Here is a 17,950-nt window from a genome sequence, read left to right on the forward strand (position 1 = left end):
CTTTCAGTGAGGACGCATCATGTCGCACGTATCGGCGGACACGACGCATTACAGCGTGATCGTAGTGGGCGGCGGACAAGCGGGTCTGTCCGCGAGCTACTATCTCAGGCAGGCGGGTATCGACCATCTCGTGCTGGAGAAAAATACGGTCACGCATACATGGCGATCACAACGTTGGGATGCGTTCTGCCTTGTGACGCCGAACTGGCAGTGTGCGCTGCCGGGTTATCCATACGCGGGTGACGATCCGCATGGTTTCATGAAGAAGGATGAGATCATTGCGTATCTCGACGGCTTCATCAAGACCGTCGATGCACCTGTGATCGAACATGCCGAGGTCCAGCGCGTTACGCGCAATAGCGAAGGCGGCTTTAGCGTATCGACCAGTCAGGGAGCGTTCTCGGCGGACCAGATCGTGATTGCATCGGGCGGATATCACACGCCGATCGTACCGCGCATGGCGGAGCGCCTGCCGGGTTCGATCGCGCAAATACAGTCGTCGGAATATCGGAATCCGCAGTCGTTGCCCGAAGGCGCGGTGCTCGTGGTGGGCTCGGGGCAATCGGGTGCGCAGATCGCGGAAGACCTTCATCTCGCGGGGCGAAAAGTGATCCTTGCAGTGGGCGAAGCGCCGCGTTGCGCGCGTTTCTACCGAGGTCGCGACGTAGTCGACTGGCTTGCCGACATGAAGTATTACGACATGCCCGTCGAGCAGCATCCATTGCGTGAAGGCGTGCGCGACAACACCAACCACTACGTGACCGGGCGCGACGGCGGACGCGATATCGACCTGCGAAAGTTCGCCGCCGAAGGCATGCAATTGTACGGCCGGCTTCAGGACCTGCGCGATGGCGCGCTGCATTTCGCGCCAAACCTCATCGAGAATCTGGACAGCGCCGACAAGACGTTCAATGGCATCAACGCGGGCATCGATGCGTTTATAGCAAACAACGGCATCAGCGCGCCGCCCGGATCGCGCTACGAGCCTGTATGGTCTCCTGCCGGCGAACGCACTTCGCTGAATCTGGAGGCAAGTGGCATAGGGTCCATTGTGTGGTGTATCGGTTTTACGCCCGATTTCAGCTGGCTCGATGCACCCATCTTCAACGGCCGAGGTTATCCCGCGCACACGCGCGGCGTAACGCCCGTGGATGGCATCTATTTCGTCGGCTTGCCCTGGCTGCATACCTGGGGATCGGGGCGTTTTTCCGGCGTTGCGCGCGACGCCGAACACATTGTGAATAAAGTCAGCGCCTATAAAGAAGCCAAGGCACGCGACGAAATCGCGGTTTGATAAAAACAAAGGCCCCACGTTAGGGGGGCCTTCGTTTCATTCAGCTTTCCGAATCAAATCAGTCGGCTCAAGGCAATGCCGTTTCCGAAACGGGCGCCGACTTTCCAAGTGCGTGACGAACGCCCGATCCGTAAGCAGGATCGACCTTGTCGAACAACGCCAGCTGACGATCGACGATCTGTTGCGGAACCCCGGCAATAGCCTCGCCGATGTTATTGAACAAGCGCTGCTTCTCCTCGGCATTAAACAGGTTGAACAACGCGCGCGCATGGCTGTAGTAATCATCGTCTTCACGATGGTTATAGCGCTCGATATCGCCCTCCACGGCCAGCGGCGGCTCGTTCGCCGACGGATCCTGCGGGAACACGCCAAAACGGTTCGGCTCGTAATTCGCAGTGCCACCCAGGTTGCCGTCCGTGCGCGTTGCGCCATCGCGGTGATACGGCGCGTGCTTTGGATTAAGCGGAGCGTTCACCGGAATCTGATGGTGATTGATGCCGAGCCGGTAGCGATGTGTATCGCCGTAAGAGAACAAACGGCCCTGCAGCAAGCGGTCGGGAGAGAAGCCGATACCCGGAACCACATTCGCCGGCGTGAATGCGGACTGCTCCACATCTGCGAAATAATTTTCCGGATTCTTGTTCAACTCGAGCACGCCGACATCGATCAACGGGAATTCCTTTTGCGACCACGTCTTTGTGATGTCGAAGGGATTCTCGTGATGATTGCGCGCCTGGTCTTCCGTCATGACCTGAATGCAGAAACGCCACTTAGGAAAGTTGCCCTTTTCAATTTCATCGTAGAGATCGCGCTGCGCGCTCTCACGATCTTCACCAATGACCTTCTTCGCTTCGGCATTCGTGATGTTCTCGATGCCCTGCATAGACTTGAAATGGAACTTCACATAGTGCCGCTGGTTCTGCGCGTTAATGAACGAGAATGTGTGCGAACCAAATCCGTGCATCTGCCGATAATTCTTCGGAATGCCGCGGTCGCTCATGAGAATGGTGACCTGATGCAACGACTCGGGCGTCTGCGACCAGAAGTCCCAGATGTTCGCGGCGCTCCGCATATTGGTGCGCGGATCGCGTTTCTGCGTATGAATGAAGTCGGGAAATTTCAGCGGATCGCGGATAAAAAACACCGGCGTATTGTTGCCGACGATATCCCAGTTGCCTTCTTCCGTGTAGAACTTGAGCGAGAAACCACGTACGTCTCGCTCGGCATCGGCCGCGCCGCGCTCGCCGGCAACCGTCGAGAAACGCAGGAACGCTTTGGTTTCCTTGCCGATGGTATCGAATACTTTCGCTTTGCTGTATTGCTTGATGTCGTGCGTGATTTTCAGCGTGCCGAACGCGCCCGATCCCTTGGCGTGAACGCGCCGCTCAGGAATCACTTCGCGGTCGAAGTGGGCCAGCTTCTCGATCAGCCAGAAGTCCTGCAGCGTAATGGGTCCACGCGGCCCCACGGTTTGCGAGTTCTGGTTGTCGCCAACGGGTGCGCCGGACGCCGTCGTCAAGGTATTGTTCGCCATCAGTGCTCCTTCTGGTTTTGTGGGGACTCACAGGACGTTGCGCTTGAAGTCGTGACCGGCAACATCCTTGCAACTCGGTAAATTACCGCCTACGAGTTTAGCAACAGCGGCCGTTGCTCGCAAAGTGGCGTTCTGCCTCGGGCTTATTCAAATCAATGCTAACGCGTAAGCCAAAAAAAACCGGCGCACGAGGCGCCGGCTGTCATTAAGTTTTCGTGAACCTCAAGCCGCTTTCACGACCTTGTCACCCGCACGATGAATCGGATGCGGCTCCTTCAAATGATTGGCAATGCGCGTGGCATCGAAGTACGCACCGTTCGGCGGACGCTTCAAATATTGCCCAGCGCCTTTGACCGCGCGCAGATCGCCGTCGGCCCACGCATGCGCGCCACGCGTGAGCGTATGCATCGCCAGGCCCTGAACGGTCAGGCCTTCGAACACGTTGAAATCCACCTTCTGATGATGCGTCGCAACCGATATTGTTTTGCTCGCCGCCGGATCCCAGACAACCAGATCGGCATCCGCGCCAACCTGCACCGCGCCCTTGCGCGGGAACAGATTGAAGATCTGCGCCGCATTCGTCGAAGTCACGCGCACGAACTCGTTCGGCGTAAGACGTCCCTGATTCACGCCGTAATGCCAGAGAATTGCCATGCGATCTTCCACGCCGCCGCAGCCGTTGGGAATGCGCGTGAAGTCCTCGCGGCCCATTGCTTTCTGTGACGCGCAAAACACGCAATGATCGGTTGCCGTGGTGTGGAGTTGCCCTGATTGCAAACCGCGCCACAACGCCTCGCGATGTTCACTCGTGCGAAACGGCGGACTCATCACATGCGCCGCAGCGCGATTCCAGTCGGGATCGCTGTACACGGATTCATCGATAACCAGATGCCCCGGCAACACTTCCGCGAACACGCGCTGACCTTCGCTGCGGGCACGCGTGATGACATCGACGGCATCTTTCGACGATACATGCACGATGTAGATCGGCACGCCCAGCACTTGCGCAATCCGTATTGCGCGGTTGGCCGCTTCGCCTTCGACTTCGGGTGGTCTCGACAACGGATGCGCTTCCGGTCCGGTGAAACCTTTCGCGAGCAACTGTTTCTGCAACTGAAAAACGAGCTCGCCATTTTCCGCATGCACGGTCGGCAACGCGCCGAGTTCGAGCGATCGCGCGAAGCTGTTCACGAGCACTTCGTCGTCGGCCATGATGGCGTTCTTGTAAGCCATGAAGTGCTTGAAACTGGACACGCCGTGTTCGTGCACGAGCGTTCCCATGTCCCTGTACACCGACTCGTCCCACCACGTCACGGCCACATGAAAACCATAATCCGCCGATGCCTTCTCCGCCCAGCCGCGCCACTCGTTGAACGCTGCCATGAGCGATTGTTTAGGACTCGGAATCACGAAGTCGATAATGCTCGTCGTGCCGCCGGACAACCCCGCCGCGGTGCCCGTGTAGAAGTCGTCGCTGGCGGTCGTTCCCATGAACGGCAGCTCCATGTGCGTGTGCGGATCGATACCACCGGGCATTACATACTGCCCGGAAGCATCGATAATCTCCGCACCCGCAGGCGCATCAAGATCGAGGCCGATCTGCAGAATGGTGCCGCCGTCCTTCGGATCTGCGCACAGCACATCTGCACGATACGTGCGCTCTGCATCGATAATCGTGCCACCGCGAATCAGGATCGTCATCTAACTATCTCCTGTTGAATCTCGTGAAATGTCAGGCGCGAACAACTCGCGCTGTCGGGCTCTTGCCCATCTTCATCCATGCGCCATACACAATCGATGCGAGCGCAAGGCCTACGAACCACGCATACGTATAAAGCGTATTGAAAAACGCGGGCACATTCGGAAACGAAGCGGGAAATGCCGTGTGCAGGAAGCCCGGCAAGTTCGGCAACACGCCGATAACCAACGCCACCACAGCGGCCATATTCCATCCGCCCGTGTAGCTGTACTCGCCGTTTTCGTTGAAGAGTTCGCGCGTATCGAGGCGCGTGCCGCGTATCAGGAAATAGTCGACCATCAGGATTCCGGCCACGGGTCCGAGCAACGCGGAGTAGCCCACGAGCCACGTAAAAATATAACCCTGCGTGGTCGCGAGAATCTTCCACGGCATCATCACAATGGCGATCAACGCCGTGATCATCCCGCCCACGCGATACGAAATGCGCTTGGGCCAAAGGCTCGAAAAGTCGTACGCGGGGCCGACCAGATTCGCGGCGAGGTTGCAGCTCATGGTATCGAGTGTCAGGATGATCAGCGCCACGCCCACGCCAATGCCGGTCATGCGACTGGTCAGGTCGATCGGATCCCAAATTGCCTTGCCGTAGATCACGACCGTGGCCGACGTCACCACCACCGAGATCACCGAAAGCAACGCCATGGGCGCCGGCAGACCAATCGATTGCCCGATGATCTGATCCTTCTGCGAACGCGCGAAACGTGTGAAGTCGGGAATGTTCAACGCAAGCGTGGCCCAGAAGCCGACCATGGCGGTGAGTCCCGGCCAGAACGTCGCCCAGAACAAACCTTCCTTCTTGCCGCCCGCCACGAACTGCGAAGGTTGCGCGAGCATTGCGCCAACGCCGCCCGCTTTCGATGTCGCCCACCACACGAGCGCCAGGCACATGATGATCTTGATCGGTGCGGACCAGCTTTCAAGGAAGCGGATGGAATCGGTGCCGCGCAAGATGAAGTACAACTGGATCAGCCAGAAGAACAGGAAACACGCGAGTTGCCCGAGCGAGATATCGAGGAAAGGCAGCGGCGCGCCATGTGTCGTGTTGCCGGCGAGGATGTTGAGCAACGTATAAATCGCGCTGCCACCGAGCCACGTCTGGATGCCATACCATCCGCACGCGACGATCGCTCGCAATAACGCGGGAAGTCTGGCGCCCTTCGTTCCAAACGATGAGCGCACGAGCACCGCATACGGAATGCCGTGCTTCGCGCCCGCGTGCCCGACCAGCAACATGGGCACGAGCACGATCATGTTGCCGAGCAACACGGTTATCACTGCCTGCCATGGCGACATGCCCTCTTCGGTCAGGCCGGCAGCAAGCATGTACGACGCAATGTTCATTACCATGCCGACCCAGAGCGCTGCGAAGTGATACCACTTCCAGGTGCGCTGTGCGGGAGTGGTCGGCGCCAGATCGTCGTTATATAAACTGCTGCTGGCGCCGGCCGCGAACTGCGGGTCGACGGAATGCGCTGTCTGCTTCATCGGGTTGATCTCCTCAAGATCGTTGCGGTCCGCGCCTGGGATCGGTCTATGGATCGATCCGTGAATCCGTTCAGGCGTCGGCCGTCTGGGGACGTTTTGGTGACAAGCGCTATGTGTTGGAAACCTTTGAACTCTATGCGGCCTTGACGCTTTCTTCAACGTCGGCAACTACGCGCGCCGGGTTGTTCGGATGCGTCGTCCAGTTCGCATAGTCGCCGGCATCCACGCGTTCCATGGTGATGCATTGCTCGACCGGGCACACGTGCATGCACAAGTTGCAGCCGACGCATTCGGAATCCATCACCTCGAAATGGCGCTTGCCGTCTTTCTCGCGCATGATCGCCTGATGCGCGGTGTCTTCGCAAGCAATGTGACAAAGTCCGCACTGAATGCACTTGTCCTGATCGATACGCGCCTTGATGTCGTACTTCAAGTTCAGGTATTTCCAGTCCGTTACGTTCTGGACCGCGCGGCCGCGAATATCCTCGAGCGTGGCGTAGCCTTTTTCGTCCATCCAGTTGGACAGGCCATCGGCGAGATCGGAGACGATCCTGAACCCGTAGTGCATCGCGGCCGTGCAGACTTGCACGTTGCCCGCGCCCAGCACCATGAATTCCGCGGCGTCGCGCCAGGTCGAAATGCCGCCGATTCCCGAGATGGGCAAGTCCGGCGTTTCCGGGTCGCGCGCAATCTCGGCGACCATGTTCAATGCGATCGGTTTTACAGCCGGGCCGCAGTATCCACCATGTGTGCCCTTGCCGTCGACTGTCGGCATGGGCGCCATGACGTCGAGATCGACGGCGACAATCGAATTGATGGTATTGATCAACGATACAGCGTCCGCCCCGCCCTTGTAAGCCGCACGCGCGCTCGTGCGGATATCGCTGATATTCGGTGTCAGCTTTACGATGCACGGCATCCGCGTGCCTTCCTTCACCCAGCGCGTGACCATCTCCACGTATTCGGGAACCTGCCCGACCGCCGCGCCCATGCCGCGCTCGCTCATGCCGTGCGGACAACCGAAATTCAGCTCGACGCCATCCGCGCCCGTGTCCTCGACCAGCGGCAAAATCCATTTCCAGTCGCGTTCGTTGCACGGCACCATCAATGAAACAATCAACGCACGGTCCGGCCAGTCGCGTTTCACTTCCTTGATTTCTTTCAGATTGATATCGAGCGGACGATCGGTAATCAATTCGATATTGTTCAGCCCTGCAATCCGCTGGCCGTTCCATTGCACTGCGCCATAGCGCGAACTCACGTTGACCACATGCGGATCGAGGCCGAGCGTTTTCCAGACCACGCCGCCCCAACCCGCTTCGAACGCGCGATTGACGTTGTAGGCTTTATCGGTGGGCGGTGCAGATGCAAGCCAGAAGGGATTCGGCGACGTGATGCCAACAAACGTGCTGCGAAGATCGGCCATGAGATGGCTCCGTTATCCTGGGAAGTGTTGTTATGCAGCCTTGATGGCCGTTGCCGCGAAGGAAGCACTGATGGCTTCGGCCGCAAGCTTGCCGTCCTGCACGGCCTGCACCGTCAGGTCGATACCGCCATGCGCCGCGCAATCGCCGCCTGCCCAGACATTTGCAAGCGATGTCCTGCCGGTCGAATCCACCGCGATACGGCTGCCGTCGAGCGTAAGAAGCTCGGCTTCGATAGCATCCGCAACAAGGGTTTGCCCAATGGCTTTCAGCACCATGTCGGCATCGATCACGAAGCGCTCGCCTTGCGGGTTTTCGAATTCGACACCCGTCACCTGATCGCCGGCGTTCAGCAAACGCACGGGCCTTGCATGCGTGACGATCGACACGCCGTTGTGCTGCGCGAACTCGCGCTCCGCCCAGGTCGCGCCCATGGTTTCCAGACCACGCCGATAGACCATGGTCACGGTTTGCGCGCCGAGCTTGCGGCTTTGCACGGCGGCATCTATTGCGGTATTGCCTCCGCCGATCACCACCACACGGCGTCCTACCGGCACGCTCGCGAGGTCATCGGCCTGACGCACTTGCTCGATGAAATCCACGGCGTTGTAGACGCCCTGCAACGTCTCGCCGTCCAGTTCGAGCGCACGCACGCCGGCCAGTCCGATTGCGAGAAACACGGCGTCGTGCTGTTTGCGAAGCGTGTCCAGCGTCACGTCACGACCCAGCATGACGCCGTTCTTCACCTCAATGCCGCCGATCGAATAAAGCCATTCCACTTCGCGTTGCGCGAAGTCCTCGACCACTTTGTAAGCGGCGATTCCATATTCATTCAGACCGCCGGGCTTCGGCAACGCATCGAAAACGGTAACACGATGCCCCGAGAGCGCCAGCTTGTGGGCACACGCCAAGCCGGCCGGACCCGCGCCCACGACAGCGATATGCCGTCCAGTATCAGCTTCACGCTTGAAGAGCGGCTCGCCCCGGTTCATCGCCCAATCGGTTGCGTGCCGTTGCAACGCGCCGATCGCAACTGGTTTGTCATCCTGATGATTGCGGACGCACGCACCTTCGCAAAGTATTTCTGTTGGACACACGCGCGCGCACATGCCTCCAAGCGGATTCGCCGACAGGATATCGACCGCCGCGCCTTTCAGATTGCCGTTGCCGATCTTGCGGATAAAGCTGGGGATATCGATTTTCGTGGGACACGCGTTGATGCACGGCGCGTCGTAGCAATAGTGGCAACGGCTCGATGCTGCCGCTGCCGCGGTTGCATCGAGGAGCGGCGCCACGTCCGAGAACTCACACGCCAGTTGCTCTTGCGACAGCCTGTTCGAAGCTATGTCGCCAAATGGCTTCATGGTCATACGCGTCCTTCTTCGATGTGGGAATTTTTTTTAAAGCGCGGCTCTTACGCGGCTCTCACGTGGCTCTCAATGACCGGCACGTTCCAGCATGGCGTGAAGCAGCACGTTGGCGCCCGCCTCGATCCATTCCTCCGATGCATCCTCGATCTCGTTGTGGCTGATGCCGTCGACGCAAGGCACGAAGACCATCGATGTCGGCGCGACCTTCGACAAGTAACACGCGTCGTGTCCCGCACCCGACACCATGTTGCGATGCGCGTAGCCAAAGCGTTCGGCGGCGGCACGTACAGAGGCGACGCAAGCGGTATCGAACGCGATGGGCGCGTAGTAGAAGATCTGCTCGAGCTGCGTTTCCAGACCAATGCCGCTCGCAATCTTCTCCACGCCCTCGCGCAACGCGGCGTCCATCTTAGCGAGCACGGCGTCGTCCGGATGACGGAAATCGACGGTGAAAAACACGCGCCCGGGAATCACGTTGCGCGAGTTCGGATGCACTTGCATCATGCCGACCGTCGCGCATGCGAGCGGCGCGTTGTCGAGTCCAATCCGGTTCACGAGCTCGACCACGCGTGACGCGCCGAGCAACGCATCGCGACGCCGCGGCATTGGCGTAGGACCCGCATGCGCTTCCTGTCCTGTCAGCGTGATCTCGTACCAGCGCTGGCCCTGTGCGTCGGTGACCACGCCGATCGTCATGTCTTCCGCTTCGAGAATCGGCCCCTGTTCAATATGCAGTTCAAACGCCGCATGCAGCTTGCGCCCGCCACACGGCTCGTCACCGGCATAACCGATGCGCTTCAGTTCCTCGCCAATCGTCTTGCCATCCACGTCCTTGCGCGACAGCCCGTATTCCAGCGTGAACTCGCCTGCGAACACGCCGGACGCCACCATCGCCGGTGCAAAACGTGAGCCTTCCTCATTCGTCCAGATCACGACTTCGACCGGATGCTCGGTTTCGATCCCGCGATCGTTCAAGGTCCGAATCACTTCGATACCACCCAGCACGCCATAGATGCCATCGAAGCGACCGCCGGTCGGCTGCGAGTCCGCGTGCGAACCGGTCACGACCGGTGCCGCGTCGGGATTGCGTCCCGCGCGCCGCATGAAGACGTTGCCCATTTGATCGATGCTCACCGTGCAGCCGGCTTCTTTCGCCCAGCTCACGATCAGGTCGCGACCTTGCCGGTCGAGATCCGTGAGGGCGAGACGGCACACGCCGCCCTTCGGCGTTGCGCCGATCTTCGCCATTGTCATCAGGCTTTCCCAAAGGCGTTTGCCGTTGATCCGGATCGATGTGTCCAGCGCTGAATCCGTTACCGCGTTCATGTCGCGTTCTCCTTGGGTGTTGCTCGAATGTGGGGTTATCACCAATGTGAATCTGGTGCATCGGAGTCGGCTCTGGGGCGCTCCTGCACGCATCAAGTGCAGCTTGCGCGTCTCTTGAAGCCGAGTCCAATATCCTGTTTGCCGGCGCTTCGCAAATCCTGTCCAACTGGACAGGTTGTAGCCGATTAATATTTGCAAATCAACGTCTTTCGGGGTTTCCGATAGTTCGAATGATAGAGCGAGAAGCGTGCCATTGCGATGCAGCAGAGCGAGTTGTAGCGGCGGTATGCACTCAGCAATACGAGCATCAAACCGAATAGAATGAGGCGCGCAGCGCCATTCGAGGATAACGATGAGAGACGACGAAGCGACAGCCGAGGCAGTGAAGGACGACGCGGCGCCCGCTCCATTGCGGCGGCGCAAGGCGCGCATTCGCGAGACCAACGAAGCGCATCTTCTTGCGTGCGCGGAGGCGGTATTCGCCGAACGCGGACTTGAAGGCGCGAGCACGGCAATGATCGCGGAGCGCGCCGGCTTGCCGAAAGCCAACTTGCATTATTACTTCCCGACCAAGCTCGCGCTCTACAGAAGAGTGCTCGAAGATCTGTTCGACGACTGGCATCGCGCGGCCGATACGTTCGAAACCAGTGACGATCCCGTCGAAGCCATCAGCGGTTATGTCCGCACGAAAATGGAGTTGTCGCGGCGCCGGCCGCTCGGTTCGAAAGTCTGGGCGAGCGAGATCATTCACGGCGCGGTGCATATGCAGGACATCCTGACCGAGCGCGTCAAACCATGGCTCGATACGCGTGTCGTGGTCATCGACCGATGGGTCGAACGCGGTTTGCTCGCACCCATCGACGCACAAACCTTGCTGTTCATGATCTGGGCAACGACGCAACATTACGCGGATTTCGATGCACAGATTCGCGCGCTGAAGGGAAAGCGGGCGTTATCGCAAAAGGCTTTCGATACCGCTACCGAGGAAGTCGTCAAGCTCGTAATCCGCGCATGCGGCGCGAAATCGACGAACTGATTAGCGCGGCCAAATGCAAAAAACTCGCCGGCCGCATTTGTGCGGATGGCGAGCTTTTTGTGTGCCGCGCAATGCTCGTTATAGAGCTTCGCGCCGCATTTCCTGCTGTCGAAACTAAGCGACTGGCTTAGTAGCCGATTTAGTGGCCGAAGAACACCGAACCCGGGGTGTTTTGCGTCGGACCCGTGCCGCGAACGCCACCTGCCGAAGTGCCGCTCGTCGACGGACCATACGAGGTCGCTGCCTGATTCTGTGCATCCACGCGCGCTTCAGCGGCTTGAATGTTGGCCGGGTAGTTGGTCTGGTCGCCCGTCGGGTTGTAGCCAGCCTTTTCAACTTGTGCCAGTTGCGCCTTCACTTCAGCGCGCGTTACCGGGCCATTGTTGTCGCTGCTTTGAGCGAACGCGAACGTCGGCGCTGCAAGTGCCGACACGATGACAACTGCGGGGATAAGTGACTTGAACATGGTGAAACCTCCAGTATTTTGTTTGTCGTCTCGAAACAGTTTCAGAAGTCAATAAGCGTTTTCTGAATCTGTTTCGGATGTAAGAAGTTTATGCTTCCGACCTTGGAGGGAAAACCCTTATTTACGCGAAACATCATTGTTCGTTTCGCAATAATAAGCTGTGGAATTTAGGATGTAGCGGATGAGACAGCCGAATTTAGGTAAATATTGCTCAAAACGCCACTTATGGCATGCTTTAACCGGTACGCATCGCTTCGAAAATGGCAGTAATGTCATATTCAACAACAATGGCGTGACGTTCCCCGCATCGCCGCCAAAATTCTAAAAGTGTCCGGTGAACTGATAACGGTCGCCGGGATGCCAGAGATTAGCCACCGATGCCACCGCATCCCGCGACCAGGTTCGCCGATGCAACATGAGACACGGCGCGCCGCCTTTCATCGATAACGCCAGGCCCGTTTCCTCGTCCGGCAGCGCGGCCTCGATGCGGTACTCCACGCGCTGCAACGGCGCTGCGACCATCAGGTATTGATTCGGCGTGATCTGCGTGAAATCCTGCCGCGCATATTCCGGCGCAAGCGCGGGATTGACCCAACGCTCTTCCAGTTGAATTGGTAAGTCGTTCTCGAAGTGCAGCACGCGCGAATGGAATACGGGACTGCCTTCGGTAAGCTTCATTTCGAGCGCAAGGCGTTCGTCCAGCAGCGATGCCCCGAGGTGCATAACTTCTGCCCGATGCGCATGGCCGCGACCGATGATTTCGTCGGAGATACTGCGGATTTCCACGAGCGTCGAAGCGTATTTGGGTTGCGCGACAAAAGTGCCCGCGCCTTGCACGCGCGTCAGGATTTGCTCGGCGGTCAGCTCTCGCAGCGCACGATTGACAGTCATTCGCGCCACCTTGAAGTCACGCGCAAGCTCGTTTTCGGACGGCACCTGATCGCCCTCTTTCCATTCGCCCGCGTGAATGCGCTTGAGGATGTGATCCTTGATTTCCTGATACGCGGGCGTACTCATGGTGTAGTTGCAGCGTCCATTTGGCTAAATCCTGTCTATACAAGTAGCGGCTCAGTCTAACAAACCAAAGCGTTGAAACAAGGGCGGGAATCACCCTAACTACAAGCCTTTCCGCATCATGTGGATGGGTTGTCTATACCGGAAACAGGCGCTTTTTCATTTTGAAGTTGACCAGTTGGGCGCCTCGAACTTTCACCGTCTGACGCCGGACGAGTTCAAAACCACACGCTTCGAAGAATGGCCTGGCGGTAATGCTGGCGTCGGTATCGATGAGAGCGAGATTTTGCACCAGCGCTTCATGTTCGACCTGATCGAGCAGCGCGTTGGCCACGCCCATCCGCCGATACCGCGGGTGAACGAACAACATGTCGATATGTCCATCGCGTTCGAGATCGCTGAATCCCGCAATTTCGCGATCCACGACGGCGATCCACGTCGGCCGGTCGAGGCGGCGTCGCGCCCACAGATCGCGGTCTACTTGCGCCCACGCATCGATCTGGGCTGCATCGTAATCACGCGATGCAAGCTCGCGGACCGCACGCAGGAAGACGTCGATCACCGCGTCCAGGTCGGACGCTTCATAAGGCCGAATGACGATCGCCATGTGTTTCAGCGCGAGAACGACACCACCGTCGCAATGCCCAAAATGGTCATCACGACCGATGCCGCCACGTGGATCGCGATCTCGCCCGCCGCCCATCCATAACGCCCCTGCTGCAAATGCCCGACGACTTCAGCGGAGAACGTGGAGAAGGTGGACAGGCCGCCCATCAGCCCGGTAATGACAAACAGGCGCCATTCCATCGATATCCCCGGAAAGCGCGCGAACCACGCGACCGCGACGCCGATCACATACCCGGCGATCACATTCGCCGCGAGCGTCCCGAGCGGCAGGTTCGGATACACCGTGTTCAGGCGCAGGCCGAGGAACCATCGAAACAGGGAACCCAGCGCGCCGCCAATGCCTACAGCCAGAATCGACAGATACATGAGGGAATGATTTAAAGGACGCGAGGTTACACAAGGGCGTAATAATAGATGAAGCCGTTCATCACGCGCACCTTAATGCACAATACGGGTCGCCAACCTACCGTTTTTGCCGCATGAATCTCGACACGCTCCTCGACACCCTGCAACAGCACTACCCCACGCATCACTGGGCGCAGTTCGCGCTCGGCATGGTGTCGCTCGTGCTGGCCGCGCTTTTTGCACAATGGGTGGTTGCGCGGATCGTGCTGTATTTCGCGCACCGGTTGCTCGTGCTGACCGAGCACGATGCCTGGGACAAAGCGCTCGCCCGTCATCGCGCGTATCACCAGCTTTGGTACGCGGTGCCGTTTGCGGCGGTCGCGATTGGCATTGGTGAAGTGCCGTACATCGGACATATTGCAGAGCTGATCGAGCGGCTCGCGCACGCGGGCGCCTGGATCTGCGTGTTCTTCGCGATGGGCGGCGCGCTCAGCGCGTGGCAGGACGTGTACGCGGCGAGCATGCAGGCGCAAACGCGCTCGATCAAAGGCTATATCCAGATCGGCAAGCTCGCGCTTGCATTGATATGCGGCGTGCTGGTTTTATCGATTGTGATCGATCGATCGCCGCTCTGGATGTTGTCCGGGCTCGGCGCGCTTTCCGCGGTTTTGCTGCTCGTGTTCAAGGACACGTTGTTGTCGCTGGTGGCGAGCACGCAGCTGACATCCAACGACATGCTGCGCATTGGCGACTGGATCGAGATGCCGCAATCGAACGCCGATGGTTTCGTGAAGGACATCGCGCTGCATACGGTGAAAGTGCAGAACTGGAACAACACGGTCACGACCGTGCCTACGTACAAGCTCTTTTCGGAGAGCTATCGCAATTACCGGCAGATGTTCGAATCGGGCGGGCGGCGCATCAAGCGGACGCTGCGGATCGACGCTACATGCGTGCGTTTTCTGACCGACGAAGAAACCGCGCACCTCAAGCAATTTCGCCTGCTGCACGATTATCTGGAAGAAAAGCAGATTGAAGTCGAGCTGGCAAACAAGAACCTCGGCGAGCTCGCGAGTGAGCCCGCAAACCGCCGGCGGCTGACGAACATCGGCACGTTCCGCGCATACGGGCTGGCGTATTTGCAACGTCATCCGGAGATCCGGCAGGACATGTCCATGATGGTTCGCATGATGGAGCCGATGTCGGAGGGCATTCCAGTCGAGGTGTATTGCTTCACCGCGGTCACCGCATGGACACAATACGAACGCATTCAGGGCGACGTCTTCGATCACCTGCTCGCAATCCTTCCGGAGATGGGCTTGCGCTTGTATCAGGCGCCGTCCGGTGCGGACATGAGCGGACTGGTGGGTGCGCGCATCGGCGCTCAGACGGGCAACGCCATCGCGAGTCATGGCGCGGGTCATGGCGCAGGACATAGCGCGGGTCAAAGCCTGATGGGCAACGCGGATAACGGCCGTCTGCGCGGCGAACTGCCGACGGTATAAAGAAAAAGCGGCTGGAGAAGCAGGCAAGAATCCGCGATTATTATGTATTCACGCGAACCGTCCTGATCCTTAAAGTGTGAACCTTGCCGGCATTCCTTTTCGTTGTTCGATGTATTGAAGGAGTCACGCCGGTCAACGCATTCATCGCTTCTACAGGAAAACTCCCGTGACCGATCGCGTTCATGCCATGCGTGTTTTCATCCGTGTCGTCGATACCAACAGTTTCTCCCGCGCCGCCGAATCCCTCGGCATGCCGCGCGCAACTGTCTCCACGACCATTCAGCAACTCGAGGCGCTGCTCGGCGTGCAATTGCTTGCACGCACCACGCGACGTCTCAATCTCACCGCCGAGGGCGCCGCGTGCTACGAGCGCTGCGTGCGCATTCTTGCGGATATCGATGATCTCGAATCGGGCTTTCATGGCCGCGAGGACAGATTGCGCGGCCGTTTGCGCATCGAGATGCCCGATACCGTCGCAACGTCGCTCGTCGTACCCGCGCTGCCGGATTTCCATGCGCGTTATCCGCATATCGAGTTATCGATCGGCGTGAGCAACCGCGCCGTCGATCTCGTCGGCGAAGGCGTGGATTGCAGCGTGCAGCTCGGCGAATTGCCGGACTCGGGTTTGATCGCGCGCCGGCTCGGCAGCTTCGAGCACGTGACGTGCGCCACGCCCGCTTATCTGGAAGCGCACGGCACGCCGCAGACGCTCGATGACCTCGCGCAGCATGTGGCGGTCAATTGTGTATCGATACGAACGGGGCGTCCGTGCGATTTCGACTTCGACGTGAATGGCGAAGCCGTGGCCGTGAAGATGGCCGGCTTCGTGCAAGTCACCGACGAACACGCGTATCTTGCGTGCGGTTTGCAAGGGCTCGGGCTGATCCAGCCACCGCGAATTGCCGCGCTGCCTTATCTTCGTTCGGGCGAGTTGCGCGAAGTGCTGCCGCAATGGAAATCGATGCCCATGAATGTATCGGTGGCATTCGTCAAGACGCGGCAAGCTGCGCCGCGGGTGAGCGCGTTCGTGGACTGGCTCGCGGAATTGTTCGAGCGCACGCAGGAAATGGACGATACGCTGACGCGGCTGTTCAGCACGGCCCGGCGTCCGGTGGCGGCATCGCGGACCGTTCAGCAAGTTCAGCCTGTCCCTGCCGCGAGCTATTCAAACGATTCTCGCGATTCACGCGATTCCCGCGATGAAGACACGCTCGAGGACGAGGAAACCACCAGCGAATCGTGATCCTCCGCAGGCGCTCACGCCGGCCGAACCGGCTGAGCGGCCTGCTCCCCCACCACCGTATTCCACTTGCGCACTTCCCAGCGCACAACGAGTCCTTCGGTCACGTAAGGATCGGCTCGGGCAAATGCTTCGGGCACGGCCGATGAATCTGCATTGAACAGCAGCATCGCCCGGTCCACAGGCGCTTCCAGCGCGCCGCCCAGCAACAACTCCCCACGCTCGACCGCCTTCCATGCGTGCGCCAGATGCCGCTCACGGAATGCCGCCCGGCGCTCCAGATAATCGCCGCTCAGTTCGTAAATCAAAAGCAAATGCATTCGCTCTTCTCCCTTAGAGTGCCGCGCCGTTGCGCTCGTACGAAACTGCGTCCCGTATGCCGGGTGTGCGATCATGGCAGCGTTTTGAACAACCTGTTTCCGCATGGCCGTTCACTAATGGCCTGGGAACGGACATCCAGAGTGCCATAAGCACTCCGGACAGGTGTCTTGCTTATCTTGTCCCTCACGCTTGCCATTTTCTCGCGGATTCTTGCCGCACGTGTTTCGCCGTCACTCCTCTTCGACATCCGGCCATATGCCGATCGTCGGAGTCTAAATTCACTCGGCGCTCGTTACACCTGGTTCGCCGCCCGCTTCAAGGGCCCACTTGAACAACTTCGGTTTTGCGCTCGTCGTAGCGCTGCTGCGCGCACTCGCGCGGTTACCTTATGGCTTGGTCGCGCGCTTCGGCAGTGCTCTCGGCGCCCTTCTTTATTTCATTCCCAGTCGCCGGAAACATATTGTGCAGGTCAATCTGCAATTATGTTTTCCGAATAAGACCGCGGCTGAATACGAACTTCTCGGACGTTCACATTTTCGTCATGTCGTGCGCAGTTATGTAGAGCGCGGCGTGCAATGGTTCGGCTCGGCGAATGCAATCAAAAAGCTCGTCCAACTCGAAAGCCATATCGATCTGGACGACGAAAATGCCCCGCCCACCATCTTCATGGGTTTTCATTTTGTGGCAATTGAAGTGGGCTGCATGCTTTATTCGATGAAGCTGCCGATCACTGCTCTCTACACGCCCATGTCCAGCATCAAACTGAACACACTCGCCGTGGAACAGCGCGGCCGTTTCGGCGCCGACATGGTCAAGCGTGCAGACAGCGCACGGCGCATCCTGAAGCTGCTGCGCGGCGGCGGATCGGTCATGCTGGCGGCGGACATGGATCACGGCATCGAAAATTCAGTGTTCGTGCCGTTTTTCGGCGTGCCGGCGTGCACGTTGACTTCGGTATCGCGGCTTGCACGACTCGGGCACGCGCGCGTAGTGCCGTTCGTGACGGAAGTGTTGCCGAACTACAAGGGCTACAAGATGACGATCTTCGAGCCACTTGCCGATTACCCGTCAGAAAGCGATGAAACCGATGCTCGCCGCATGAACGAGTTCCTCGAATCGCAAGTGGTGCGTTTTCCGGAACAATATTACTGGGTGCATCGGCGATTCAAGCATCGGCCTGAGGGCGCGCCAGCGGTTTATTAGAACC

Annotated in this window: 16 protein-coding genes; 5 read left to right on the top strand and 11 right to left on the bottom strand. The window is 58.9% G+C overall.

The genetic code is table 11. The annotated features are described in order from the left end of the window. The first annotated feature begins 19 nt into the window (after nt 1-19). Nucleotides 20-1,294, top strand: coding sequence for an MSMEG_0569 family flavin-dependent oxidoreductase (locus ASG35_RS28905; protein WP_056365881.1), 1,275 nt, complete (start codon nt 20-22; stop codon nt 1,292-1,294). 67 nt (nt 1,295-1,361) lie between these two features. Here ASG35_RS28905 and ASG35_RS28910 read toward each other — a convergent pair whose 3' ends face one another. The 6 genes from ASG35_RS28910 to ASG35_RS28935 form a co-directional block, all read right to left on the bottom strand. After that, nucleotides 1,362-2,828: a catalase gene (locus ASG35_RS28910; RefSeq protein WP_056365884.1), complete on the bottom strand. Its 1,467-nt coding sequence runs from the start codon at nt 2,826-2,828 to the stop codon at nt 1,362-1,364. 222 nt (nt 2,829-3,050) lie between these two features. After that, entirely contained in the window at nt 3,051-4,529 is a 1,479-nt protein-coding gene (gene hydA / locus ASG35_RS28915) for a dihydropyrimidinase (RefSeq protein WP_056365887.1), read from the bottom strand. Nucleotides 4,530-4,560: 31 nt separating this feature from the next. After that, a complete protein-coding gene (locus ASG35_RS28920) occupies nt 4,561-6,069 on the bottom strand; it encodes an NCS1 family nucleobase:cation symporter-1 (RefSeq protein ID WP_056365890.1) in 1,509 nt (502 codons plus the stop codon). 133 nt (nt 6,070-6,202) lie between these two features. Then, on the bottom strand, nt 6,203-7,495 hold the full coding sequence (gene preA / locus ASG35_RS28925) for an NAD-dependent dihydropyrimidine dehydrogenase subunit PreA (protein WP_056365893.1): 1,293 nt from the start codon (nt 7,493-7,495) through the stop codon (nt 6,203-6,205). Nucleotides 7,496-7,525: 30 nt separating this feature from the next. Then, nucleotides 7,526-8,863, bottom strand: a complete 1,338-nt coding sequence (locus ASG35_RS28930; protein WP_056365896.1) for an NAD(P)-dependent oxidoreductase — start codon at nt 8,861-8,863, stop codon at nt 7,526-7,528. Between the two features lie 66 nt (nt 8,864-8,929). Beyond that, nucleotides 8,930-10,189, bottom strand: coding sequence for a Zn-dependent hydrolase (locus ASG35_RS28935; protein ID WP_056365899.1), 1,260 nt, complete (start codon nt 10,187-10,189; stop codon nt 8,930-8,932). Nucleotides 10,190-10,541: 352 nt separating this feature from the next. Here ASG35_RS28935 and ASG35_RS28940 point away from each other — a divergent pair, with 352 nt between their 5' ends. Next, a complete protein-coding gene (locus ASG35_RS28940) occupies nt 10,542-11,225 on the top strand; it encodes a TetR/AcrR family transcriptional regulator (RefSeq protein ID WP_056365902.1) in 684 nt (227 codons plus the stop codon). Between the two features lie 139 nt (nt 11,226-11,364). Here the strand turns inward: ASG35_RS28940 and ASG35_RS28945 are convergent, their stop codons facing one another. From ASG35_RS28945 to crcB, 4 genes are all read right to left on the bottom strand, one after another. Then, on the bottom strand, nt 11,365-11,691 hold the full coding sequence (locus ASG35_RS28945; protein WP_056365905.1) for a DUF4148 domain-containing protein: 327 nt from the start codon (nt 11,689-11,691) through the stop codon (nt 11,365-11,367). Nucleotides 11,692-12,012: 321 nt separating this feature from the next. Next, nucleotides 12,013-12,708, bottom strand: coding sequence for a histidine utilization repressor (gene hutC, locus ASG35_RS28950; RefSeq protein WP_056365908.1), 696 nt, complete (start codon nt 12,706-12,708; stop codon nt 12,013-12,015). Between the two features lie 133 nt (nt 12,709-12,841). Continuing rightward, a complete protein-coding gene (locus ASG35_RS28955; protein ID WP_056365911.1) occupies nt 12,842-13,312 on the bottom strand; it encodes a GNAT family N-acetyltransferase in 471 nt (156 codons plus the stop codon). Between the two features lie 5 nt (nt 13,313-13,317). Then, a complete protein-coding gene (gene crcB, locus ASG35_RS28960) occupies nt 13,318-13,698 on the bottom strand; it encodes a fluoride efflux transporter CrcB (protein ID WP_056365913.1) in 381 nt (126 codons plus the stop codon). A 113-nt stretch (nt 13,699-13,811) separates the two neighbouring features. Here crcB and ASG35_RS28965 point away from each other — a divergent pair, with 113 nt between their 5' ends. Beyond that, the gene (locus ASG35_RS28965) at nt 13,812-15,182 is read left to right on the top strand and encodes a mechanosensitive ion channel family protein (RefSeq protein WP_082508657.1); all 1,371 of its coding nucleotides are present in this window, start codon (nt 13,812-13,814) and stop codon (nt 15,180-15,182) included. Between the two features lie 166 nt (nt 15,183-15,348). Next, nucleotides 15,349-16,425: a LysR family transcriptional regulator gene (locus tag ASG35_RS28970; protein WP_082508658.1), complete on the top strand. Its 1,077-nt coding sequence runs from the start codon at nt 15,349-15,351 to the stop codon at nt 16,423-16,425. A gap of 14 nt (nt 16,426-16,439) precedes the next feature. Here ASG35_RS28970 and ASG35_RS28975 read toward each other — a convergent pair whose 3' ends face one another. Continuing rightward, complete coding sequence (locus ASG35_RS28975) at nt 16,440-16,742, bottom strand: YciI-like protein (protein WP_056366164.1); 303 nt, start codon at nt 16,740-16,742, stop codon at nt 16,440-16,442. Nucleotides 16,743-17,070: 328 nt separating this feature from the next. Between ASG35_RS28975 and ASG35_RS28980 the strand changes: the two genes are divergently transcribed. Further along, complete coding sequence (locus tag ASG35_RS28980) at nt 17,071-17,946, top strand: lipid A biosynthesis lauroyl acyltransferase (protein ID WP_056365916.1); 876 nt, start codon at nt 17,071-17,073, stop codon at nt 17,944-17,946. Nucleotides 17,947-17,950: the final 4 nt, after the last annotated feature.

It is taken from the genome of Burkholderia sp. Leaf177 (assembly GCF_001424345.1).
GTDB lineage: Bacteria > Pseudomonadota > Gammaproteobacteria > Burkholderiales > Burkholderiaceae > Caballeronia.